Here is a 23,511-nt window from a genome sequence, read left to right as displayed (position 1 = left end):
CCGACCCCCCGAGCCACCGGCTCGGGGGGTCGCGTGCGTCGTGGGGGTGCTGCGGCGCCTCCGGGGCGGCAGGGCGTCATACGTCCTCGTCGCCCCGGCGACCAGCTCGTATGACGTCCGGGGCGTCATACGTCCTGGTCGTCCCGGCCACCAACTCGTATGACGTCCGGGGCGTCATACGTCCTGGTCGTCCCGGCCACCACCTCGTATGGCGTCCGAAGTCGCCTGCGTGGTCCGTCGTACGCCGCGCGGCTGCTGCGCCGGCGAGCCTGCTGCTCCGCCGGGGATGTTGCTCCGGCGCAGCGACGGTTTCCCGAGCGACCTCGGGAGTCCGTCGACGGCCACCACCCCCCGACCTCCGGCGTGCGGCCAGCACCGACACCACCCGGGCACGACGACGCCCCCAGCGCAGCAGCGGTGGGGGCGTACGACGGGCAGCGGACGGGCTACTTGTTGGACTCCGCCAGCGTGCCGAGGTAGAGCTCGATGACCTTGGGGTCCTTGGCCAGCGAGGCGCCGGAGGCCGTGTAGGCGTTGCGGCCCTGGTCGAGGACGTAGCCGCGGTCGCAGATCTGCAGGCACCGGGCGGCGTTCTGCTCGACCATGATCACCGAGACGCCGGCCTTGTTGATCGCGCGGGTCTGCACGAACACCTCGTCCTGCATGGCGGGGGAGAGGCCGGCGGAGGGCTCGTCGAGCAGCAGCACCGAGGGCTCCATCATCAGGGCCCGGCCCATCGCCACCATCTGGCGCTCGCCGCCGGAGAGCTGGCCGGCGCGCTGCTTGCGACGCTCGCCCAGGGCGGGGAACAGGTTGGTGACGAACTCGAAGCGCGAGGCGAACTTCGAGGGGGCCTGGTAGCAGCCCATCTGGAGGTTCTCCTCGATGCTGAGCGAGGGGAAGACGTTGTTGGTCTGCGGGACGAAGCCGATCCCCTTGGCCACCAGGCTGTCGGCGCGCTGGTTGGTGATCTCCTCGCCACGCAGCGTGACGGTGCCGGAGTTGATGTTGACCAGGCCGAACAGCGCCTTGAGCAGCGTCGACTTCCCGGCGCCGTTGGGTCCGATGATGCCGACGAGCTCGCCCTCCTGGCAGTAGAGGTCGGCGCCGTTGAGGATGTTCACGCCCGGCAGGTAGCCCGCCAGCAGGTCGTCGGCACGCAGCACGGCGCCCTCGGCGGCCTGGAGATGGACGCGGCGCGCCTCCTCGTCGATCTTGGGGGCGAACGGGTCGGCCTCGGCGACGATCTCGCCGTCCTCGCGGACCACGGCCTCCTCGGTCGGCTTGTTGAGCTCCTCGAGGAGCCGCTCGGACTCGGCGGCCGACAGGGCGGGGCCGGACTCGGCCGGGTCGGTGGGTCCGCCGGCGCGGTGCTGCGGGGACTCGCTCACGCGGTCTCCTCCTTCGGCTGCTCGTGCTCGGCGGTGACGACCTGCTCGAGCTCGCTGATGTCGGTGTCGTGGTGCGCGCCGAGGTAGGCGTCGATGACGCGCTGGTCGGTCATGATCGAGCGAGGCGGGCCCTCGGCGATCACCTTGCCCTGGGCCATCACGATGACCCAGTCGGAGATGTCGCGGACCATGTCCATGTCGTGCTCCACGAAGAGCACGCTCATGCCCTCCTCGCGCAGCGACTTCACGTGGCCCAGCAGCGACTGCTTCAGCGCGGGGTTCACGCCCGCCATCGGCTCGTCGAGCATGACCAGCTCGGGACCGACCATGAGGGCGCGAGCCATCTCGAGCAGCTTGCGCTGGCCACCGGAGAGCGAACCGGCGAAGTCCTCCTCCTTGGCGTCGAGCTTGAAGCGGCCGAGCAGCTCGCGTGCCCGCGCGGTGATCTCCTGCTCCTGGCTCTTCCACAGGAACGGCAGCGCGCCGGCCCAGAAGCGCTCGCCGCGCTGCCCGGTCGCGCCCATCCGCATGTTCTCCAGCACGGTGAGCTTGGAGAGCACCTTGGTGAGCTGGAAGGTGCGGACCATCCCGAGGCGGGCGACCTTGTAGGCCGACTTGCCCTTCAACGACGTGCCGTTGAACGTCCAGGACCCCGAGTCGGGCTGGTCGAAGCCGGTGAGCAGGTTGAAGAAGGTCGTCTTGCCGGCGCCGTTGGGGCCGATCAGCGCGGTGATGACTCCGCGCTGGATCTCGACGTGCTCCACGTCGACGGCGGTGAGGCCGCCGAAGGTGCGGCGCACGTCGGTGGCGACGACGATCGGGTCCTTCTTCCTGACCCCGGGCTCGGTGGCCAGGCCCTGGAGGTCGGCGCGACCCTGGTCGGCCACCGACCGGGTGGCCCCGGTCGTGGTGGCCGTGCCGGTCGTGCCCGTCGACCCGGACATGCTGGTCGACCCGGTCGCGGGGGTGGGAGAGGTGTCAGCGGGCATCGAGCGCGATCTCCTTCCGGTCGCCGAAGATCCCCTGGGGTCGGTAGATCATCAGCAGCATCAGCACCAGGCCGACCAGCATGAGCCGGACGTTGGAGGCCTGGTCGGCGTTCATGAACTGCGCCACGGTGGGGTTGGCCGAGAGGTCGGAGAGGATCGACCCGAGGAACGAGAGCACGGCCCAGAACAGGATGGCCCCGACGACGGGGCCCATGACGCGGGCCGCACCGCCCAGGATCAACATGGTGAGTGCGATGAAGGTGAAGTCGAGGTTGAACGTGTCGGCCTGGACCGACGCGGCGCCGAAGGCGCCGATGAAGCCGCCGATGCAGCCGATGACGCCGCCGAGGACGAGCGCCTGCATCTTGTAGCCGTAGACGTTCTTGCCCAGCGAGCGGACGGCGTCCTCGTCTTCGCGGATGCCGCGCAGCACACGGCCCCACGGGGAGCGCATCAGCGCCCAGACCAGCACGCAGATCAGGATCACCACGATCCAGCCGACGATGATGGTCCACAGCTCGTTGCGGCTGTAGGTGAGGAAGAAGCCGTCGTACTCCGGCAGCGGGTTGAGGCCGCGGAAGCCGTCGGCGAAGCCGGTGACGCCGTCCTTGCCGCGGAAGTACTCGCGGAAGGAGGTGCCGAAGACGAGCCGCAGGATCTCGGCCGCCGCGATGGTGACGATCGCGAGGTAGTCGGCCCGCAGCCGCAGCGTGGGCACGCCGAGGATCAGCGCCAGCGCCACCGCGAACAGGATCGCGATGAGCATGGCCGGGATGGTCGGGATGCCGCTGGTGGCGATGGCGGCACCCATGATGTAGCCGCCGATGGCGAGGAACGCGGCCTGGCCGAAGTTCAGCAGGCCCGAGTAGCCGAACTGGATGTTCAGGCCGATGGCGGCGAGGCAGTAGGAGATGGCCACGTAGCCGAACCCGTCGTGGAGGGCTCCGGTGATTGCGTCGATCATGTCGAGTCCTTCCTCAGCCGATCCTCTGGGCCCGACCGAGCAGGCCCTGGGGCCTGAACAGCAGGACGACGATGAGCAAGATCATCGCGCCGGCGTACTTCAGCTCCGACGGGATCAGCAGCGTCGAGGTCTCGACGAACAGGCCGATGATGATCGACCCGAGCATCGCACCCCAGATCGAGCCGAGCCCACCCACGCAGGTGGCGGCGAAGATGAGCAGCAGCACCTGCGCGCCGAGCTGGTAGGTCACGGACTGGGAGAAGCCGAGGAAGGCGCCACCCAGACCGGCCAGCGCGGCCCCGAAGATCCACACGGTCGTGATGACCCGGTTGACGTTGATGCCCGTGGAGGCGGCCAGCGCCGGGTTGTCCGAGACCGCGCGGGTGGCCCGGCCCAGCCGGGTGAACTGCAGCGCCAGCGTGACCGCGATCAGGGTCAGCAGGCTGACCAGGATGATCACGATGTCGCGCGTGGTGTAGGTGAAGAGCCCGAAGGCGTCCTGGCCGGCGGGGGTGACGTACTCGCGGTAGGTCAGGGCACGGCCGCCGGTGAAGTACTGGTAGAGGTTGCGCAGCAGGAACTGCAGGCCGATCGAGACGATCATCATCGCGATCAGGCCGGTGCCGCGGCGGCGCAGCGGGGCCCACAGGCCCTTGTCGTTGAGCCAGCCGAAGCCCGCGGAGAGGACCACCGCCATCAGCACCGCGACCATGATGGGGAGCCCGAAGACGCGGTTGCCCATGTAGGTCATCACCGCGCCGAAGGTGACCAGCTCGCCGTGGGCGAAGTTGGTCAGGCCGGTGGTGCCGAAGACCATCGACAGGCCCAGCGCGCCGAGCGAGAGCACGATGCCGAACAGCAGCCCGTTGTAGAGCAGCTGCGGCACCTGGTCCCACTTGGTGGAGACCTGGCGGTCGTCCGGACCGAGCGCGAAGTTGGCCGTCACCGTGCTGAGGCTGCCGGTGGGCCGCAGGGTGTCGGGCGCCCCCTCACGCAGGTCGACGCCGTCGGGGAGGGTGTCGGTGTCCAGGGAGACGGTGAGGGTGCCGCGGTCGGCGGCCGGTACGGCCACCTCGAAGCGTCCCTCCTCGTTGCTCTCGGCGGTGTACTGACCGCCGTCGCTGCTCTCCACGTTGACGGTGACACCGGGGACCGGCGCGTTGTCGTCGGCGGAGTTGCGCAACGTGCCCACGACCGTGCGGTCGCCGTCGGCGGCCTGCGCCGTCCCGGACAGCGCCAGCACCGCGAACAGGCTGGTCGCCAGCAGCAGGAGCAGCGTCACGGCAGGGCCGCGGCGACGCGCCTCCTGGGGCGCTCGTCGACTCGAGGGCGACATGGTCCTCCATTCACAAAGGGTCCGGGCGTCGGGCACCCGGGCATGCGCCGGGGCGGCAGACGACTCGGCTGCGGGGGTGAGCATAGAGCGTGGGGTGATCTGCAGCACCGTCACGAGGAGCCTGCGGCACGGCCGTTACCGGACTGTTTCCTTCCGGCGTCGTCCAGGCACCCCCTGGAGCCGCTCCAGGATGATCCTGCAGGCCGGAGGCGGTCCACGGGTCCTCGTGACCGGTCTGGTCCACGACGGCTAGCCTCGTGCCGTGACCGAGCAGAGCGGGGTGCCCGCTGCGACGACCGCGTCGACGGGGAGCACCCGACGACCGCGCGTCGTCATCGCCGAGGACGAGGCGTTGATCCGCATGGACCTCGCGGAGATGCTCGAGGAGGAGGGGTACGACGTCGTCGGCCAGGCCGAGGACGGCGAGCGCGCCGTCGAGCTGGCGACCGAGCTGCGCCCCGACCTGGTGATCCTCGACGTGAAGATGCCGCGGCTGGACGGCATTGCGGCCGCCGAGCAGATCGCCCGGGCCCGGATCGCCCCCGTCGTCATCCTGACCGCCTTCAGCCAGCGCGACCTCGTCGAGCGGGCCCGCGACGCCGGCGCGATGGCCTACCTCGTCAAGCCCTTCGACCAGGGTGACCTCGTGCCCGCGGTGGAGATGGCCATGAGCCGCTTCGCCGAGCTGCGCCAGGTGGAGTCCGAGGTCGCCGACCTCACCGAGCGGCTGGAGACCCGCAAGGTCGTCGACCGCGCCAAGGGCGTGCTCCAGGAGAGCCTCGGCCTCAGCGAGCCCGAGTCGTTCCGCTGGATCCAGAAGACCGCGATGGACCTGCGGCTCTCGATGCGCCAGGTCGCCGAGGGCGTGGTCACCCACGGGCCCTCGGTCGGCGGCGCCGACGCCCCGACCGGCGACTGAGCGTCGTGTCCGGCCCCGTCTAGCGCAGGGCGACGACGAGCGCGGTGAGCAGCGGCGCCACCACCAGCGCCGGCAGCAGGTCGGCCACCTTGACCTGCTTGAGGTCGAGCAGCCGCAGCGCGACGCCGACCAGCAGCAGCCCGCCCGTCGCGGTCAGCGCCGCGAGGTGGGGGTCGGGCACGAAGCTGCCGAGCCCGGCACCGAGGGCGGTCAGGCCGCCCTGGATCGCCACCAGCGAGACCACGCTCGCGCCGACGCCCCAGCCGAAGGACGCGGCGAAGGCGATCGAGGCGAAGCCGTCCAGCGCGCTCTTGAGCAGCAGCTGGTCGGCACCGTTGCCCAGGCCCTCGTTGATCGAACCCAGGATCGTGAGCGGTCCCACGCAGAAGACGAGCGAGCTGACCACGAAGCCCTGCACGAAGCGCTCCCGCGCGGCGGCGTCGGCGGGCGCGCCGGACCGGGCCACGCGGCGTACGGCGGCCCGCTGGAGCACGCCGCCGAGAGCCTCGATGCGGTCCTCGAGCCGCAGCAGCGACCCGACGATGCCGCCCAGGAGCACCGAGCCGAGCACGATCAGCATCGGGGCAGCACCCCCGACCGCGTCGGAGAGCACCTCGTCGCCGACGGCCGCGGCCGAGGTGCCGGCGATCAGCAGCGTCACCAGCCCCAGCCCGTCGGTCACCACGGTGCGGGTGCGCTCGGGCAGGCGGTGCCCCACGAGCGTGCCGACCAGCGTCCCCAGGAGCACCGTCGTGGCGTTGACGAGCGTGCCGAAGCCGGGGAACACTCGGAACTCCTTTACGGGTGAACTACAGGGCGGGCTAGTCTCTCACCGTCCCTCTCCGCCGCCCGTGGTCGCCACGATCGGCAGTCCCGCCACGGAGGTCCCATGCCGCGTCTCGCGCCCGTCATCCGCGAGGCCACGCCGTCCGACGCCGACCTGCTGCTGCAGCTGTGGGCCGAGACGACGCGAACCGGGGAGCCCGACGAGCAGGCCCGTCGTGACGCGGTGCAGGCGCTGGCCAACACCGCCGCCGATCCCGAGTCCAAGCTGCTGGTCGCCGAGGGCGACGACCGCATCGTGGCGGCGCTGTTCCTCTCCCGCGGCCCGATCTCCCCGCTGTCGCTGGACAGCGCGGTGCACACCTCCTACCTCGTGGTCGCCCCCAGCCACCGCCGGCACGGCTACGCCCACGCGCTGATGGAGGCGGGGGTGTCCTGGGCCGAGGAGAAGGGGGTGGAGCAGATGAGCGCCTTCACCGACGGGAGCCGCGAGACCAACCGGTTCCTGGCCCGGCTGGGGCTCGGCACCGTGGCGACCGTCCGCCTGGCCAGCACGGCCGCGCTGCGCAAGAAGCTCTCGGTCGAGCGGGCCCGGAGCGCCGCCGGCAGCAACCGTCACCTCGTCGAGGTGCTGGCCCAGCGTCGTACGGCACGACGCCGCCAGGCCGGGGCCTGACCCCCTCGTCCTCCACCCGCCCCCGACCCGGGCCACCGCCGCCCCGGGGGCTGTCGGTGCCGCGGGTTAGGGTCGGCCCCGTGGCCGAGTCAGCACCCATCTCACGTCCGCGCCTGCTCCTCCTCGACGGGCACTCGCTGGCCTACCGGGCGTTCTACGCGCTGCCGGTGGAGAACTTCTCGACCACGACGGGGCAGCACACCAACGCGGTCTACGGCTTCACCGCGATGCTCATCAACGTGCTCCGCGACGAGGAGCCGACCCACCTCGCGGTCGCCTTCGACGTCTCCCGCGAGACCTTCCGAGCGGCGGAGTACGCCGAGTACAAGGCCAACCGCGCGACCTCGCCGAGCGAGTTCTCCGGGCAGGTCGGCCTGATCAAGGAGGTGCTCGACGCCCTCAACGTGCCCTTCGTGGAGAAGCCGGGCTTCGAGGCCGACGACGTGATCGGCACGCTCGCGACCCAGGCCGTCGCCGACGACTTCGACGTGCTGATCTGCTCCGGCGACCGCGACTCCTTCCAGCTGGTCAACGAGCGCACCACCGTGATCTACCCGATGCGCGGGGTCTCGGAGATGAAGCGGATGACCCCGGCCGCCGTGGAGGAGAAGTACAAGGTCCCGCCGAGCCGCTACCCCGAGCTCGCGGCCCTGGTGGGGGAGACCTCCGACAACCTGCCGGGCGTCCCCGGGGTGGGAGCCGGGTTCGCGGCCAAGTGGATCAACCTCTACGACGGCCTCGACAACGTCATCGCCCGGGCCGACGAGATCACCGGCAAGAAGGGCGAGGCGCTGCGCGAGCACCTCGGCCAGGTGATGCGCAACCGCCAGCTCAACGCGCTGGTCACCGACCTCGACCTCCCGCTGGCGCCCACCGAGCTGGCGCTGCGCCCGTGGGACCGCCAGCAGGTCCACACGCTCTTCGACAGCCTGGAGTTCCGGGTGCTGCGCGACCGGCTCTTCGAGACGCTGTCCTCCCCGGAGGAGATCGACGAGTCCGGCTTCGAGCTCGACGGCACCCGGCTCGCGCCCGGTCAGGTGGCCGACTGGCTCGCCGCGCACGCCCAGGGCGGCGACCGCGTCGGCGTGCACGTCGAGGGCAGCTGGCGCTCGGGCACGGGGGAGGTGCTCGCGCTCGCCCTGGCCACCGGGTCGGGCAGCGCCGCGCACGTCGTGGTCGCGACGCTGACCCCCGAGGACGACGCCGCCCTGACGACCTGGCTGGGCGACCCGGCGTACCCCAAGGTGCTGCACGACGCCAAGGGCCCGATCCTGGCGCTGACCGCCCGCGGCTGGCTGCTCGAGGGGCTCGAGCGCGACACCGCCCTCTCGGCCTACCTCGCCCGGCCCGACCAGCGCTCCTACGACCTGGCCGACCTGACCGTGCGCTACCTCAAGCGCGAGCTGCGCCAGGGCGCGGTCGACGACGGCCAGCTGAGCCTGGAGGGCCTCGACGACGACACCGCCGACGAGGCCTCGCAGACGGCGATGCTGCACGCCAGCGCCGTCCTCGACCTCGCGGCCGCCCTCGACGAGGAGCTGGAGGACCGGGGCGGCACCCGGCTGCTCTCCGACGTCGAGCTGCCGCTGATCGGGGTCCTGGCTCGCCTCGAGCAGGTCGGCATCGCCGTCGACCGCGACCTGCTGGAGGGCCTGGAGGAGCAGTTCGCGGCCGGGGTGCGCGAGGCCGCCGACGACGCCTACGAGGTGATCGGCAAGGAGATCAACCTCGGCTCGCCCAAGCAGCTGCAGGTGGTGCTCTTCGATGAGCTCGACATGCCCAAGACCAAGCGCACCAAGACCGGTTGGACCACCGACGCCGACGCGCTGCAGGGCCTGTTCGAGAAGACCGAGCACCCGTTCCTCCAGCACCTGCTGCGCCACCGCGACGTGATCCGGCTGCGACAGACCGTCGAGGGCCTGCTCAAGACCGTCTCCGACGACGGTCGGATCCACACCACCTTCAACCAGCTGATCGCCGCGACCGGACGGCTCTCCAGCACCGACCCCAACCTCCAGAACATCCCGATCCGCACCGAGGCGGGCCGCCGCATCCGGGAGGGGTTCGTGGTGGGCCCGGGCTTCTCCGAGCTGCTCACGGCCGACTACTCCCAGATCGAGATGCGGATCATGGCGCACCTGTCCGAGGACGTCGCGCTGACCGAGGCGTTCCGCTCGGGCCACGACTTCCACTCGGTGACCGCGGCGCGCGTCTTCGACGTCGAGCCGACCGAGGTCACCTCGGAGATGCGGGCCAAGATCAAGGCGATGAACTACGGCCTGGCCTACGGCCTGTCGGCGTTCGGTCTCTCCCAGCAGCTGCGCATCGACACCAGCGAGGCGCGCGGGCTGATGGAGGAGTACTTCGAGACCTTCGGCGGCGTCCGCGACTACCTCGGCGGCATCGTCGACGAGGCGCGGCGCTCGGGGTTCACCGAGACCATCCTCGGTCGCCGCCGCTACCTGCCCGACCTCACCAGCGACAACCGGCAGCGGCGCGAGATGGCCGAGCGGATGGCCCTCAACGCTCCCATCCAGGGCTCCGCCGCCGACCTCATCAAGCTGGCCATGCTCGGCGTCGACCGTGAGCTGACCCGCCAGGGGCTGGCCTCGCGGATGCTGCTGCAGGTCCACGACGAGCTCGTCTTCGAGGTCGCCGAGGGGGAGCGCGAGCAGCTCGAGGCGCTGGTGCGTCGCGAGATGGGGGCCGCGGCCGAGCTCAGCGTGCCGCTGGACGTCTCCGTCGGCACCGGCCACAGCTGGCACGACGCAGCGCACTGACGCTGCGGCCCACGGGTCGAGGCCCGACGGGTCGACCCGAGGCGGGTCAGCGCGAGGCGGGTCAGCGCGACGCGGCGGCGGGCGCGACGTCGCGCGAGGCCGGGGCGCCGGGCCGCAGCCGGTGCAGGCTGGTCGCCAGCAGGGCCACCAGGACCACCGCGTCGATGACCGTGACCACGACGGCGAGGCCGGTGGCGTCGTCGACCCCACGGGTGGCGACGAGCAGCGCGACCAGCCCGGCCCAGACGAGGTAGACCGACCAGCGCGACTGGCGGGCCACCACGCTGTAGACGAGCAGCTGCACCACCGAGAGCACGGTGCCGAGGATGGCGAAGAGCCACAGCTGGCCGCGGATCTCGGCGTACTCCGGACCCCCGACGAAGACGAGGGCGAGGCCGCTCAGCAGCCAGGCGCCGAGCGTGCTCACGACCCCGAGGGCGAGCACCAGGCCGATGCTGCGCACCAGCGCGGCGCGCCGGTTCTCCTGGTCCGACATCGAGGGGAAGGCGACGATCACCACGAACTGCGGCAGGAACAGCACCGCCTTGACCAGGATCAGCCCTCCGGCGTACAGCCCGGACTGGTGGTCGCCGAGCACGTCGCGCGCGACGATCACGTCGGCGTTGGAGAGCGCGAAGAAGGCCAGCAGCGCGTGGGAGTTGCGGAACGTCTCCGCCAGGATGCTGCGCTCGTCGTGGTGACCGGTGACGTGGCCGCGGCGGTGCGGCAGCGAGCGGCGCAGCGCCCACCAGCCGACGGCGACGGGGGCGAAGAACGCGATGAGCACGGCCAGGACCGCGATCGTCTCGGTGGGGCGCCAGACCAGGAGCGCCCCGCCGACGAGCAGTCGTGAGACCCCGGCGGCGAGGTAGAGGGCCGCCAGCGCCCGCCAGCGTCGCTCGCCCTGCAGGATCCCGGCCTGGGCCCCCATCAGCGTCATCGGCAGCACGGTGAACGCGACCAGCACCGCGGTCGGCACGCTGTCGAGGTTGAGCAGCCGGTCGATGACGGGGGAGAGCAGCAGGCACAGCAGCGCCAGCACGGCCGCCGTGCCGAGCGCCACCCGGAGCAGCGCCCGCTCGACCTCGCCCACGCTCTCGGGGTGGGCCGCGATGCGTCGCGCGCCCGTGGTCTGCAGGCCGAGCTGCAGCACCCCGAGCACCAGCAGCAGGCCCATCACCGCGGCGAAGGCGCCGTAGCTGCCCGGCCCGAGCAGCCGCGCCGCCAGGATCGTGTAGCCGTAGGTGGTGACGTTCATGACCGCCATGGCCACGGCGATGACGCTGCCCCCGCGGGTCCAGTCGTCCCGGGTCTCGGGCTGCTCGGTCACCCGTCGAGACTACGGGGGCAGCCGTGGCCCGGGGCGCAGGTGGTTGGATCGGGGCGCCCGTCCGGGGGACCGGTGGGTCGAGGGGAGGAGCCGACGTGGCGGTGGGGCGGTGGGCCGTGCGGCTGTGGCCCTGGCTGCTCGCCGGGCTGTTCCTCGGGCCGGCGGTCACGCCGGGTCACGTGCTCGCCTACGACATGGTGTTCGTCCCCGACCTGGCGCTGCGACCGGACTCCTGGGGCCTGGGGTCGTCGCTGCCGCGGGCGGTGCCCTCCGACGCCCTGGTGGCCCTCGTCGACGAGGTCGTCCCGGGGTCGCTGCTGCAGCCCGCGGTCCTGCTGCTCGCGCTCGTCGTGGCGGGCGCGGGCGCGGCCCGGCTGGTGCCCTCGCCGTCGGTGCTCGCCCGGCTGGCGGCCACGACCGCGTACGTCTGGAACCCGTTCGTCGCCGAGCGCCTCGGCATCGGCCACTGGCCCCTGCTCCTGACGTACGCCGCCCTGCCGTGGCTGCTCGTCGAGGCCCGGCGTCTCGGCCGCGGCGACGGCAGCGTGGGTCGTCTGCTGCTCTGGACCGCGCTGGGCAGCCTGAGCCCCGCCGGCGGGGTGATGGCGGTGGTGGCGGCGGTCGTCGGGGTGGCGTCCGCGCGGGTCGGACCGCGGACCGTGCTGGTCACGGCCGTCGGCGGCCTGCTGCTCAACGCGCCCTGGGTGGTGGCGGGCGCGTTGCACGGCACCGCCGGACGCGGCGACCCGGCCGGCGCGGCCGCCTTCGCCGCCCAGGGGGAGGGACTGCTGCCGGCCCCGCTCGCGGTGCTGGGCCTGGGCGGGATCTGGAACACCGAGGTGGTGCCGGCCTCGCGCCAGGGCTGGCCGGCCGTCGTCGCCCTGGTCCTGCTGCTCGCGCTGGGTGCCGCGGGACTGTCCGCGTGGCGCCGGGACGAACGGTCGGGGCTGCGGCTCGCGCTGCCGGTCCTGGCGGGCCTCGGGCTCGTCGTGGCGCTGGCGGGGTGGGCCTCCCCGGGCGCGGTCGCGTGGCTCGGGTCCGCCGTCCCGGGTGCCGGCCTGCTCCGCGACGGCACCCGGTGGGTGGCGCTGCTCAGCCCGTGGCTGGCCTCGCTCGTCGGTCTCGGGGTGGCCCGGGCCGCCCGTGCGGTGCGACCGGCGGCGGCCGGGCTGGCGGTCGGGACGCTGCTGGTGCTGGCGCCGGTCGCGCTGGCGCCCGACGTCGCCGGGGGCCTGGGCGGCCGGCTGGTGCCGGTGGAGTATCCCGCCGAGCACGCCGCCGCGCGGGCGGCGCTCGACCGCGCGGTGGCGGTCCGGGACGGTGGGGGCGGCGACGTGCTGCTGCTCCCGTTCAGCAGCTACCGCGCGCCGTCGTGGAACGGCGGCCGGCGGGTGCTCGACCCCCTGGGCCGCTTCCTGGCCCCCGACTTCCTGCAGAGCGACGACCTCTACGTCTCCGGGCGCCGCGTCGCGGGCGAGGACCCGCGTGCCGCGCGGGTGGCACGCGTCCTCGAACGGGGCGGTGCGCCCGGCGTGGTGGCGGGGCGGCTGCGGGCCGAGGGCATCGGGTGGGTGGTCCTGGACCGTGAGGCGCAGGCCCGGCTCGGCGACGCGGTGCCGACGCTGGCCGCCCCGGCGTACGACGACCCCCGCGTCGTCCACGAGGGCCGGCTGCTCGTGGTCTGGGAGCTCCCCGGGCCGGTGGCCGAGGGCGTCGACGGCGTCCCCGCGGCCCCCGTGGCCGGGGCCTGGGTGGCGGCCGGGCTCGTCCTCCTGCTCGCGCTCGGCGCCGTGGCGCGGCACGGGCGACGCACACGTCGTTCGGTGCACCCAGAACGCCTACCGGGTGGTACCTTTGCGGCCGACCGCTAGGTGGTAGCGGCCTCGAGGGAGTGGAGACGCATCGTGCAGGGACTGGTCGCCGGCGGGATCGCCGTGCTGGTGGGCGCTGGCCTGGCCGTGACGACGGCGTTCGGCGTCGTCAGCAGCGTCAACGGCGAGGCGTCGCAGCCCGAGCAGAGCGTCATGGACTACGGCACCAACCAGTAGCTCCGAGCAGGCTCCTGCTCCACCACCTCAGCGGCTCCCCGGAGCCGCTGTCGTCGTCTCCGGACCCGCACGGCCGTTCGCGGTGCGGCTGCACCAGAGGTCCTAGGGGCCCTCGGGGTCCTCGACGCTGACCCGCTCGCCCGCCAGCACGTCGGCCAGGACGTGGGCGAAGGAGTCCTGGGAGTGTGACCAGGCGAAGGTGTGCGACATCTCGCGGGCACCGTCGCCGAGCCGCTCCCGGAGCGCGGGGTCCTCGAGGAGCTCGTCGACCGCCCGGACGAAGCCCGCGCGGTCGTCCACCAGGACGCCCGACCGTCCGTCGCGGATCGACTCGCGGGTCCCGCCCGCCGAGCGGTAGGCCACCGTCGGGACGCCGTGGACGCCGGCCTCGCCGATGACGAGACCCCAGCCCTCCTTGAGGGAGGGGAGCAGCATCAGCCACGACGCGGCCAGGATCTCGTGCTTGCGCTGCTCGTCGACGTGGCCCTCGAAGCGGACGAGGTCGCCGGCACCGCTCTCGGCGACGTACTTGTGGAGGTCCTCGTCCCACCAGCCGTTCCCGACCACGCTGAGGCGCACGTCGGGGTGGCGGTGCCGCAGCGCGACCACCGCGTCGATCGCGTGCTCGACCTGCTTGTGGGGCACGAGCCGGCCCACGACGCACAGCAGTGGCGTCGGGCTGCGGCCGGCCGTGACGGCCGGGGCGGGGGAGGTGCCGTTGTGCACCACCGCGATCCGGCGCTGGTCCACGCCGAGGGCCATCAGCTCGCCGCGGGTCGCGCGGGAGACGGCGATGTACTGCGAGGTGCGGTAGAGCGCCGGGGCGAGGCGTCGCTCGATCCACCAGCCCACCCGCCCCAGCCGGCCGGGGAAGACGACCGGCCACTGCTCGCGGTGCACGTGGTGGACCAGCACCACCACGGGCCGGCGGGTGGCCAGCCGGGTGAAGAAGGGCAGGCCGTTCTGCACGTCCACGACGAGGTCGACCCGGCCGAACCGACGGCCGAGGAGGTGGAGCATCCCGAGGACGTAGATGCCGACGTGGGTCCCGCGGCGCACGAAGCGGACGCCGTCGACGACCTCGTCGGCCGGCGCGTGCGCGTGCGCGGCGCAGAAGACCGTCACCCGGGCGCCGTGGCGGACCAGGCCCGCGGCCATGGTCTCGACGTAGCGCTCGCTGCCGCCGCCCTCGGGGTTGGCCGTATCGCGCCAGTTGAACAGCACGACGTGACGACCCTCCAGCGAGGCCGGGACAGATCCCTCCATGGGCCGAATGTTACTGCTCGTTCACCTGCCATACTCACCGACCATGTCCTGGTTGGCGGCGTTGCGCCTGTTCCACGAGCGCCGCATCGCGGTCCCGGTCGGGGACGACGACCTGGTGCTCGACGTGGGAAGCGGCGACAAGCCGTCGTGGCGCGCCGACGTGCTGCTCGACCGGTTCGCCGGGGCCGAGCACGGTGCCCAGCGCTCGGGGCGCGCGAAGGCGCGGATCAGCCGACCGCTCTTCGACGCCGACGCCGCCGACATGCCCTTCGCCGACGACGCCTTCGCCTACGCCATCTGCTCCAACGTGCTCGAGCACGTCACCGACCCGGTGGGCGTCGCCGCCGAGCTGAGCCGGGTGGCGGCCGCGGGCTACATCGAGGTCCCCGAGGCGGCCAGCGCCAAGATCGTCGACTTCCCCAGCCACCTGTGGTGGTGCCGGCTCGAGGACGAGCCGGAGGGGCCGACGCTCGTGTTCACGGCCAAGACCGCGCCGTACCACGACCCCGAGATCGACGCCTACATCGAGCGTGCCGGCGTACGCCGGGAGCTGGACGCGGTGCTGAACAAGCGGTTCGAGCACCGGGTCGTGCAGTACCACTGGACCGGCGAGGTCCGGCTGCGCGTAGAGGGTGAGCTGGACCCGGAGTTCGCCGCGGCGGCGATGCGCGCCGAGGGTCACCACCGGACCTGGGAGACGGTCGCCGCGCAGGGCGTGACGAGCGCGCTGACCTGGCGCACCCGGCGCCGCCGCGGGACCCCGCGCATCGCGTGGGACGCCGTCGTCAAGCCCGAGCTCCGCGGTCGCGGCGGGCACCTCGAGCGGCGGATCTACCGTCTCGAGGAGACCGGCGCCCGCTGACCCTCAGTAGGGGTCGTAGGGCCCGCGGTGACCGAAGAGCACCCGGGCCACGGGGCGCAGCCGCAGTCGCAGCAGCACCTTGACCGCGACGTTGCGGATCCACCACGGCAGCTCGCCGAGGATGCGGGCCCGGTCGCGCAGCGAGGGTCGCCCGACGCGGAACAGCGCCAGGGAGCCCGCCCGGCGCTCGTAGCGCAGCCGGCCCGAGAACAGCACGTGGACGAGGATCCCGAGCGTCACGCCGATGCTGGAGAAGCAGTCGTGGACCAGGACCGGTCCCCGGTCGCGGAGGTGGCGGGTCCAGCGCAGGTCGTCGGACAGCGTCCAGTAGTCGTGCTTGCCGTCGATGTAGAGGTGGTCGAGCGGGCGAGACCAGGAGGGACGGGCCCGGGTGCTGTAGTCGGCGAGCAGCTCGACGGTCGGCGTCAGCCCGGCCTCGGCGAGGTGGCGCTCGAACTTCTCCCGGGTCGGTCGGCCCCCGAACAGACGGCCGTCGACGAAGGGGTCCACCGCCACCACGCGGGCGTCGCGCTCGCGCGCGAGCGCGCCGAGCACGACGGTCGAGCGACCCTGGTGACTCCCGATCTCGAGCAGCAGCCCGCCGTCGGGGACCTCCTCGGCGGTCTCCCAGAGCAGGCGCGCCTGCGCCTCGGTGAGCCACCCGGGGATGCGGTCGGCGACCTCCCAGGCCGCCTGGAACCCAGGCGCGGCGCGATGCTGCATGGCTCTCCCTGACGTCGAGCGGCCGGGTCGGCCTGAGGGTCGCACGGCAGCATATAGACTCCCCGCCGCACGTCGGACAGGGCGAGGACGAGGGCGGGCCGCAGGTGGCGCAGGGCGGGACGCGGTGGGGTCGACGACCCCCGCTCCCGGGTCCCCCCGCCCTCGCCGGCGTCGTCGTGACGATCGGCGTCCTGCTGCTCAACCTGCTCCAGCAGCCCGGCCGCGTCACCTTCGACACCAAGCTCGACCTGCAGCTCGGCCCCGGTGACCTGCTCAGCCGCAGCCTGAGCCTGTGGAACGGCGACTGGGCCCTGGGCGGCCTGCAGAACCAGGCGTCCGGCTACCTGTTCCCGATGGGTCCGGCCTTCTGGCTGGGCGACGTGCTGGGGGTCCCGGCGTGGGTGTGGGAGCGGCTGTGGTCGGCGGCGGTGATGCTGCTGGCCTACGAGGGCGCTCGGCGCCTGGCGCGCTCCTGGCCGGGCGTGGGCGTGCTCGGCTCGGTGCTGGCCGGAGCGGCGTACATGCTGGCGCCGCGGGTGCTCACCACCGTCGGTGGCCTCAGCGGAGAGACGCTCCCCGGGGCGGTGCTCCCGTGGACGGTGCTGCCGCTGGTGCTCTACCTCCGCGGCCGGGTGCGGGCGCGCGTCGGGATCCTGGCCTCGGTCGCGACGATCCCGGTGATGGGCGGCCAGAACGCCACCCTGGTCGCGGCCTGCCTCGTGATGCCCGCGCTGCTGCTGGCCCTGGGGGAGGGCCGCCCCTGGCGGCGGCGGCTGCGCGACCTGACCGCCTGGAGCGCCCTGGTGCTGGTGGTGACCGCGTGGTGGCTGGTCCCGCTGCTGCTGCTCGGGGGCTACGCGCCGCCGTTCCTCGACTTCATCGAGTCCTCCCGCAACACCGCTGCCGGGACCGGCTGGCTCGCCTCGTTGCGGGGCACCAGCCACTGGGTGGCCTTCTTCCCCGGTGGCGGCCCGCTGGGCTGGGTCGGCGGCTACGAGCTCGCGTCCTCCCGCCTGCTGGTGCTGCCGACGGTGCTCGTCGCGGGGGCCGGGCTGGCGGGGCTGGCGCTGCGTCGGACCTGGCAGCGCGGGGTGCTGGTCGCCAGCGTGCTGGTCGGTCTCGCGGTGCTCACCGCCGGGAGCGGCGCGCCCGCGGGCTCGGTCCTCTCCGGCTGGTGGCTCGACGCCCTGGACGGTGCGCTGGCACCGCTGCGCAACGTGCACAAGTGGGACCCGGTCGTCCGCCTGCCGCTCAGCCTGGGTCTCGGTGCCCTGGTGAGCGCCGTGCCGGCGACGTGGTCGTGGCGGAGGCTGCCCCGCGCCGTGCCCGCTCGGCGGCTCGTGCTCGCCGCCTCGGCCCTGGCGGTCCTGGCGGCGACCCTCCCGGCCGTGACGGGGTCGCTCCGGACGGCCGACGGGATGGAGGACCTCCCGGCGTCCTGGCGCGACACCGCCCGCTACCTCGACGCGCAGACCGGTCCGGTGCGCGCGATGGTGCTGCCGGGCGCGGGCTTCGCGGTGCAGGTGTGGGGCCGGACCGTCGACGAGCCGATCCAGGTCCTGGACGCGCCGCCCTGGCTGGCCCGCGCCCAGGTGACGGTCGCGCCGGGAGGGACCCTGGCGCTCCTGGACGCGCTCGAGGAGTCGGTCTCGCGCGCGCGTCCCCAGCCGAGCCTGGCCGCGTCCTTCGCCCGGCTCGGCATGACCCACGTGGTGCTGCGCCACGACCTCGACCCCGACGAGACCGACGCGCCCTCGCCGGACGTGGTCGAGGCCGGCGTCGCGAGCACGCCGGGCCTGGACCGGGTCGCGGGCTACGGGCCCGAGGTGGGTGGCCGCCAGCAGGTCGAGGTGTACGCCGTGACGACGCTCGGCGACCCCCGCGCCGCGATCGCCGACGCCGCCTCCGTGCGTCGCGTCTCGGGAGGCCCCGAGGCCGTCGCCGACCTGGTGGCCTCGGGCCTGCTCGCCTCGGACCAGCCCACCGTCCTGGTCGGGGCCGACCAGCGCGCCGACGTCGTGACCGACACCCGGCAGCGGGTCGAGCGCAGCTTCGGCCGGGTCCACGCGACCGTCTCGGGGGCGATGACGGCCCAGGACCGGTTCCGCGTCGATCGCCGGGAGCACGACTTCACCGACCCCGACGTGCCGACGGCGCAGACGACCGCGACCTACGTCGGTGCCCAGGACGTCGTGGCCTCGTCGTCGGGCGGGTACGCCGACGTGCTGGGGCCGGTGCGTCCCGAGCAGCACCCGTACGCCGCCTTCGACGACTCGGGCTTCACCTCCTGGGCGACCGCGCCGCTGCGCGACCCCACCGGGCAGTGGATCGAGGTCCGCTTCGGCAGCCCCGTCGAGCTCGGGCCGGTGGCGCTCACCTTCGACCACTTCGACGGGGCCGTGGTCCGCACGGTCCGGCTGAGCACCGACGCCGGCCGGGTCGCCGCCCGCGTGGACGCGGAGGGCGCGGCGCGCGACGTCGAGCTGCCCGAGGGGAGGACGTCCCGCCTGCGGATCACGCTGGACGACGTGCGCGGCACCCGCGCGCAGGTGCGCCTGGCCGACGTCTCCCTCGAGGGCCGGGAGGTGCGCCGCTCGCTGCGCCTGCCCGGCCGGGTCACCGCCGGGACGGCGGTCCACCTGTCGGCCGAGGAGCCCCGCCGGGCGTGCGTCACGCTGGAGCGCGGCCTGTCGTGCGAGCAGCGTCGACAGCTGGTGACGCCGGAGACGACCGGCTTCGACCGCACCCTGCAGGTCACCGAGCCGGGCACCTGGGAGGTGGGCGGCAGCGTCGTGGCCACCAACGGTCCGGCCCTGGAGCGGCTGTTCGCGCCGCTGGACCCGCGCCGCGTGTCGGTGACCGCGACCTCGACGTACGCCGGCGACCCGGCCGTCGTGCCCGCCAACGCCCTCGACGGGCGGCGGGGCACCGGATGGCTGGCCTCCCCGCTCGACCCGGCGCCCGCCCTCGCGCTGACCTGGCAGCGGCCGCGGACGATCCGGTCCGTGGAGGCGCTGCTCGAGCCGGGCCAGCCCGGCCGACTGCCGGAGGCGCTGCTGGTGGACCCGCTCAACGGCGAGGAGCCCCAGCTCGTCGCGACGTCCGGGCCCGACGCAGGGACGCTCGAGCCGTTCCGCACCAGGAGGCTCCGCATCGCTGCCTCGGGCGGGACCGGCGACGAGGGGGTCGGCATCTCCGAGCTGCGCGTGGACGGTCTGCAGCGACTCCGGCACGCCGCGTCCCCCGACACCCCCACCGGCACGGCGTGCGGGTTCGGGCCCGTGGTCGCCGCCGGCGGACGCGTGGTGCCGACCGAGGTCGTGGGCACGCTCGCCGACGTCGTGGCCGGCCGCGAGCTGGAGGTGCGCGCCTGCGGCGACGACCTGTCGCTGCCCGCGGGCGTGCAGCGGCTGGGGGTGGGCCCCCCGGCCGGCTTCGCGGTGACCGACCTGTGGCTGCGCCCGACCGGGTGGGAGGAGGCGTCGGAGGGCTCGGGACCCACCGCGACGGTGGAGCGCTGGGGCGACACCGGACGGACCGTCGCGGTGACCGCTCCCACCGACGCGGTGCTGAGCGTGCCGGAGAGCCGCAACGCGGGCTGGGTCGCCACGGTGGACGGCCGGGAGCTCCGGCCCCTGGTCGTCGACGGCTGGAAGCAGGCGTGGCGGGTGCCGGCGGGCACCGACGGTCCGGTGCGGCTGGTCTACGCGCCGCAGACGACGTTCGTGGTCTCGATCGTGGTGGGGCTGGTCCTGGCTGGGCTGGTGGCGCTGGCCGCGCTCGTGCTGCTGGTGCGGGCCCGCCGTCGTCCTGCCGCCGGCCCGCCGGCCGACCCGTCTCCCGACCCGTCTCCCGAACCGACCGCGCGGCCGGCCGGTGGCGGGCGACCCGGGTGGGCGGGCCGGGTGGCCGCCGGCGCCGGCCTGGTCGCCCTCGTCCTGGTGTCGGTCCCGCTGGCCGTCGGCGCGGTGGTCGGCCGACTGACGCGGGCGGTCCCGACACCGCTCGCCGCCGCCTCCGGCCTCGCGGCGCTGGCGGTCGCGGGCCTGATCGTCGTGTCCGGGGCGAGCGCCGTCTCCCCGCCGGTAGGGTCCGACGTCGTGACGGCGCTGGTCGTGGGGGCCCTGGCCGGGCGGGTGCTCCTCGGGCCGGGAGCGAGCGGACGCCCGTGAGCGGGCCGCCGCGTGTCGACGGGCCCCCCGCGGGGCTGCCGGTCCGACGCACGCGCACCGTCGCCGTGGCCGTCCTGGCCGCGGTCGTGGGCATCCGGGTCAGCGTCGCGCGCGGTCTCGAGGGCACCGCCGCGGACCTGGCGGGCGACCCGGCGGGTGCGCTGGGCCGAGCCCTCGACGGCTGGGGGTCCGCCGGGTCCCTCGGCGACGCCTCGGCGGCCGGGCTGCGCTCGCTCCCGCTGGCGGCGCTGCACCGACTGGCCGACGCGGTGGGGGTGCCGGGCACCGCGGCCCAGGCGGCCTGGACGGCGCTGGTGCTCGTGCTGGCGGTCGTCGGTGCCCGTCGGCTGGCCTCGGTGGCGAGCCCGGCCGCGGCGGGGGAGTCGTGGGCCCCGTGGGTCGCGGCGCTGGTCTACGCCTGCGGCCCGGTGCTGGTGGCCACGGGGGTCGACGCGCCGCTGGACGGCCTGGTGGCGGCGTTGCTGCCGTGGGTGCTGCTGCCCGTCGTACGCCGTGACCGGGGCTGGGCGGGTGCGGCCCGCTCGACCGCCTGGCTGGGGCTGGCCGGGGTCGGCACCCCGGTGTGGTCGTTGCTGGTGCTGGCGGCGGGGCTCCTCGCCGCCGTCGTGGTGTGGCGCCGCGACCTGCGCCAGCTGCTGCGCTGGGTGCTCCTGGCTGCCCTGGCCAGCACCTGGTGGGGCGTGGTCACGGTCTGGGAGGCCCGTCGGGCGACCGTGGTGACCGACGTCCTCCCGGACGCCGACCTGCGCCTGCAGGTGGCGCAGGCGCTGGGTCGCCCCGCGTGGTCGCTGGTCTGGCTGCTGCTGCTCGCCCTGGCCCCCGCTGCTGTCGCCGTCGCCGGGGTCGTCGTGGCGCGCGGCCGCCCCGAGCGGCTGCTGGTGGGCGGGCTGCTCGGGCTGGGGACGCTGCTGGTCGCGTCCGGGCTCTCGTCCGGGTTCCGGGTCCCGGTGCTGGCGCCGGCGGCGCTGGGGGGAGCCCCGGCGGCCCTGGCCCCCGCCCTCGCGCTGTGGTCGGCCGCCGCGGTCCTGGCGTGGGGTGCGGTCGTCGACGGGCTGCGCTGGCATCTCGACGACCTCGTCCGGCCCCCGCGCAGCCGGACCCAGGCCGGGGCCCTGCTCGCCTGTGCCGCGCTCGTGCTGAGCGCCGCGGGGGTCGCGCTGGCCGCCCTCGAGCGCCCGACCGACCCCGCGGCCGCCGGCACCCAGGGCGCCCCGGCCGACCTCTGGCGCGACGTGGCCGCGTGGTCCCGGTCGGCGCCGCCCGGTCGTGTGCTGGTGCTCCCCGCGACCACGGGACGCCTCGACCCGGTCGTGCGCCAGGCCCTCGGCGGGCGGCCCTGGGTCGGACGTGACGCCCTCCCGGTGTCGACGCCGACGGCGACTGCCGCGCTCGACGACGTGCTCCGCCGGGTGTCCCGCGGCCAGGCCGCCCCGGAGGTCCTCGACGGGCTGCGTCGGCTCGGGGTCGCCTACGTGCTGGTCCGCGACGACCTCGGGGCCGCGGCCGACCGGCGCCGCCCCTCCGGGCTGGTGCGGGCCGGTCTCGCCTCCGGCGGTGCCACCCGGGTGCTCGCCCTCCCCGGGGGAGACGGCGCCGCCGACGTCGTGGTCGACGGCGGCGTACGCCCGGCCACGGCCGGCGTCGAGGTGTGGCAGCTGCCGGGCTCGGGCCTCGGGCGGGTCGCCGTGGGCGCACCGCTCGACGTCGCCGGGGACGCCGGCACCACCGCCGACCTGACCGCCTCCGGCGTCCTCGGACCCCGCGCGGTGCGGCTCGTCGAGGACGGCGCCGCGGTGCTCTCCGACTCCGCCTACCGCCGCGACGTCGACCAGCGCGAGGCCGTCGACCCCGACGGGCCGGCCCTCGCGGCGAGCCAGGGCCGCGAGGTCGTCCCGCCGGGTGCCGCCGCTCCGCCGACGGCGAGCCGCCTCGTCAGCGGTGCCGAGGCGGTCACGGCGTCGTCCTCGGCGGCCGAGGCGACCGGTGACGGCCGCCGTCCGGGTGCCGAGCCGCTGGCCGCCGTCGACGGCAACGCCTTCACGGTGTGGCAGTCGCGTCCCGGCGTCCGGGAGGGGCAGTGGTGGCAGCTGGAGCTCGACGCCCCGCGGCGCGTCTTCGGCACCACCGTCCAGGTCGTGCAGAACGTGTACGGCGGCCAGCTGGTCACCCGGGTGCGCGTCGACACCGACGCGGGTGGCCGCGAGGTCGACGTGGCCGCCGACGGCCGCCTGGTGCTCGACGACCCGGGCCCGACCTCGCGGCTGCGGATCACCGCGGTGGCGTTCTCGGGCAGCTCGCCGCGCGACGCGTTCGCGATCGCCGAGGTCGTGGTGCCGGGCGTCACCGTGCGTGAGGAGCTCGTCGTGCCCCGGTCGTCCGCGTCCACGTGGGTGCTGGCCGCCCGCCCGGCGAGCCGGACCCGGTGCGTGCCCGCGGTCCCCCTCCCGGGGCGGCCGACCGCCGAGCCCGCCACCGTGTGCGACCCGTCGCTGTCGGTCCGCGGTCGCGACGTGGGGTCCCTGGACCGCGTGCTGCCGGTGCCGGAGGCCGGCCCGGTGACCGGCCGGGCCTGGGTGCGCGCGCCCGACACCGTCCAGGCCGCAGCGGTCGCCGACGGCCTGGCCGACCCGTCCGTCACGGCGACCGCGACCAGCGTCGCCGCCCAGGACCTCGTGACCCGGGCGCAGGCGGCGGCCGACGGCGACCCGGGCACCGCGTGGCGGGCCGCCCCTTCCGACGAGGAGCCGGCGCTGACGCTGGCGTGGCCGGAGCGTGCCCGGATCAGCGGGCTGCGCCTGGTCCTGCCCGACGACGGGCTGTCGGCACGGCCGGGCCGGGTGCGGGTGCAGGCGACCGGCGCCGGAACGGGCGGCGCTGCGCCCCGGGCGGTGGAACGGCGGGTCGAGGAGGACGGGGCCGTGCGCTTCCCCGCCGTCCGTGCGCGGGGCGTGACGGTGACGCTGCTCGACCTGGAGGGCCCGACCTCGCTCGACTCGGTGACCGCGGCGCAGAGCCCGACCGCGGCCGCCGTCGCGGAGGTCGAGGTCGACGGCGCCCCGGCCACGACGTACGACGCGGACGCCGTCCGCACGCTGCGCTGCGGGCTCGGACCGGAGGTCCGCGTGGGCGGGACCAGCGTCCGGACCAGCGTCCGGACCTCGGCACGGGACCTCGTCGAGGGCCGTCCGGTGGCCGCCGTGCTGTGCGACCGGCCGCAGGTCGCCGCGGGGGAGACCCCGGTCAGCGTCGAG

15 protein-coding genes and 1 pseudogene are annotated in these 23,511 nt (G+C 74.6%); 8 read left to right on the top strand and 8 right to left on the bottom strand.

Annotated elements, in window-relative coordinates; all coding sequences use genetic code 11:
- Positions 1 to 446 precede the first annotated feature (446 nt).
- Genes EDD33_RS11340 through EDD33_RS11325 form a run of 4 tightly spaced genes read right to left on the bottom strand, consistent with a single transcriptional unit; the run spans position 447 to position 4,626 of the window.
- Positions 447 to 1,391 (bottom strand): ABC transporter ATP-binding protein, encoded by a 945-nt coding sequence (locus EDD33_RS11340; RefSeq protein ID WP_246003475.1) that lies wholly within the window; start codon positions 1,389 to 1,391, stop codon positions 447 to 449.
- Positions 1,388 to 2,380 (bottom strand): ABC transporter ATP-binding protein, encoded by a 993-nt coding sequence (locus EDD33_RS11335; RefSeq protein WP_123390929.1) that lies wholly within the window; start codon positions 2,378 to 2,380, stop codon positions 1,388 to 1,390. Before EDD33_RS11335 ends, EDD33_RS11340 begins: the two co-directional genes overlap by 4 nt.
- On the bottom strand, positions 2,370 to 3,344 hold the full coding sequence (locus EDD33_RS11330; protein ID WP_123390927.1) for a branched-chain amino acid ABC transporter permease: 975 nt from the start codon (positions 3,342 to 3,344) through the stop codon (positions 2,370 to 2,372). Before EDD33_RS11330 ends, EDD33_RS11335 begins: the two co-directional genes overlap by 11 nt.
- Before the next feature lie 13 nt (positions 3,345 to 3,357).
- Positions 3,358 to 4,626, bottom strand: a complete 1,269-nt coding sequence (locus tag EDD33_RS11325; protein WP_211332519.1) for a branched-chain amino acid ABC transporter permease — start codon at positions 4,624 to 4,626, stop codon at positions 3,358 to 3,360.
- A gap of 316 nt (positions 4,627 to 4,942) precedes the next feature.
- Here EDD33_RS11325 and EDD33_RS11320 point away from each other — a divergent pair, with 316 nt between their 5' ends.
- Positions 4,943 to 5,599, top strand: a complete 657-nt coding sequence (locus EDD33_RS11320) for an ANTAR domain-containing response regulator (protein WP_281274157.1) — start codon at positions 4,943 to 4,945, stop codon at positions 5,597 to 5,599.
- 19 nt (positions 5,600 to 5,618) lie between these two features.
- On the opposite strand, the gene EDD33_RS11315 is transcribed toward EDD33_RS11320, so the two are convergent.
- Positions 5,619 to 6,386: a DUF554 domain-containing protein gene (locus EDD33_RS11315; RefSeq protein WP_123390924.1), complete on the bottom strand. Its 768-nt coding sequence runs from the start codon at positions 6,384 to 6,386 to the stop codon at positions 5,619 to 5,621.
- 102 nt (positions 6,387 to 6,488) lie between these two features.
- Here EDD33_RS11315 and EDD33_RS20325 point away from each other — a divergent pair, with 102 nt between their 5' ends.
- Positions 6,489 to 7,058, top strand: a complete 570-nt coding sequence (locus EDD33_RS20325) for a GNAT family N-acetyltransferase (protein ID WP_123390921.1) — start codon at positions 6,489 to 6,491, stop codon at positions 7,056 to 7,058.
- 80 nt (positions 7,059 to 7,138) lie between these two features.
- On the top strand, positions 7,139 to 9,838 hold the full coding sequence (gene polA / locus EDD33_RS11305) for a DNA polymerase I (protein WP_123390920.1): 2,700 nt from the start codon (positions 7,139 to 7,141) through the stop codon (positions 9,836 to 9,838).
- Positions 9,839 to 9,899: 61 nt separating this feature from the next.
- Here polA and EDD33_RS11300 read toward each other — a convergent pair whose 3' ends face one another.
- Entirely contained in the window at positions 9,900 to 11,168 is a 1,269-nt protein-coding gene (locus EDD33_RS11300; RefSeq protein ID WP_123390918.1) for a lipopolysaccharide biosynthesis protein, read from the bottom strand.
- Positions 11,169 to 11,263: 95 nt separating this feature from the next.
- Here EDD33_RS11300 and EDD33_RS11295 point away from each other — a divergent pair, with 95 nt between their 5' ends.
- Together EDD33_RS11295 and EDD33_RS20010 are read left to right on the top strand one after the other, a co-directional pair.
- Positions 11,264 to 13,039: an MmpA family trehalose lipid delivery protein gene (locus EDD33_RS11295; protein ID WP_123390916.1), complete on the top strand. Its 1,776-nt coding sequence runs from the start codon at positions 11,264 to 11,266 to the stop codon at positions 13,037 to 13,039.
- Positions 13,040 to 13,072: 33 nt separating this feature from the next.
- Positions 13,073 to 13,216 carry a hypothetical protein gene (locus EDD33_RS20010; RefSeq protein ID WP_170169791.1) on the top strand — a complete coding sequence of 48 codons (144 nt, stop codon included), beginning with the start codon at positions 13,073 to 13,075 and terminating at the stop codon, positions 13,214 to 13,216.
- 102 nt (positions 13,217 to 13,318) lie between these two features.
- Here EDD33_RS20010 and EDD33_RS11290 read toward each other — a convergent pair whose 3' ends face one another.
- Positions 13,319 to 14,482 carry a glycosyltransferase family 4 protein gene (locus tag EDD33_RS11290; protein WP_123390914.1) on the bottom strand — a complete coding sequence of 388 codons (1,164 nt, stop codon included), beginning with the start codon at positions 14,480 to 14,482 and terminating at the stop codon, positions 13,319 to 13,321.
- A gap of 43 nt (positions 14,483 to 14,525) precedes the next feature.
- On the opposite strand from EDD33_RS11290, the gene EDD33_RS11285 reads away from it, so the two are divergent.
- On the top strand, positions 14,526 to 15,344 hold the full coding sequence (locus tag EDD33_RS11285; RefSeq protein ID WP_170169790.1) for a class I SAM-dependent methyltransferase: 819 nt from the start codon (positions 14,526 to 14,528) through the stop codon (positions 15,342 to 15,344).
- A 3-nt stretch (positions 15,345 to 15,347) separates the two neighbouring features.
- Here EDD33_RS11285 and EDD33_RS11280 read toward each other — a convergent pair whose 3' ends face one another.
- Positions 15,348 to 16,067: a class I SAM-dependent methyltransferase gene (locus EDD33_RS11280; RefSeq protein ID WP_123390910.1), complete on the bottom strand. Its 720-nt coding sequence runs from the start codon at positions 16,065 to 16,067 to the stop codon at positions 15,348 to 15,350.
- Positions 16,068 to 16,243: 176 nt separating this feature from the next.
- Between EDD33_RS11280 and EDD33_RS11275 the strand changes: the two genes are divergently transcribed.
- Together EDD33_RS11275 and EDD33_RS20905 are read left to right on the top strand one after the other, a co-directional pair.
- Positions 16,244 to 20,239 (top strand): alpha-(1->3)-arabinofuranosyltransferase domain-containing protein, encoded by a 3,996-nt coding sequence (locus EDD33_RS11275; RefSeq protein WP_148077057.1) that lies wholly within the window; start codon positions 16,244 to 16,246, stop codon positions 20,237 to 20,239.
- Positions 20,236 to 23,310, top strand: a pseudogene (locus EDD33_RS20905) (alpha-(1->3)-arabinofuranosyltransferase domain-containing protein); the annotation flags it as partial. The gene EDD33_RS11275 and the pseudogene EDD33_RS20905, both read left to right, overlap by 4 nt.
- Positions 23,311 to 23,511 lie beyond the last annotated feature (201 nt).

Origin of the sequence: Nocardioides aurantiacus (assembly GCF_003752505.1) — a bacterium.
In the GTDB taxonomy this organism is placed as follows: Bacteria; Actinomycetota; Actinomycetes; order Propionibacteriales; family Nocardioidaceae; genus Marmoricola; species Marmoricola aurantiacus.
This window is presented reverse-complemented; position numbering and strand designations above follow the sequence as displayed.

Bases quoted from the DNA above. Each gene is read 5' to 3' on its own strand.
- EDD33_RS11335 (WP_123390929.1), bottom strand. From the start codon at position 2,380: ATGCCCGCTGACACCTCTCCCACCCCCGCGACCGGGTCGACCAGCATG.
- EDD33_RS11330 (WP_123390927.1), bottom strand. From the start codon at position 3,344: ATGATCGACGCAATCACCGGAGCCCTCCACGACGGGTTCGGCTACGTG.
- EDD33_RS20325 (WP_123390921.1), top strand. From the start codon at position 6,489: ATGCCGCGTCTCGCGCCCGTCATCCGCGAGGCCACGCCGTCCGACGCC.
- EDD33_RS11290 (WP_123390914.1), bottom strand. From the start codon at position 14,482: ATGGAGGGATCTGTCCCGGCCTCGCTGGAGGGTCGTCACGTCGTGCTG.
- EDD33_RS11285 (WP_170169790.1), top strand. From the start codon at position 14,526: ATGTCCTGGTTGGCGGCGTTGCGCCTGTTCCACGAGCGCCGCATCGCG.
- EDD33_RS11280 (WP_123390910.1), bottom strand. From the start codon at position 16,067: ATGCAGCATCGCGCCGCGCCTGGGTTCCAGGCGGCCTGGGAGGTCGCC.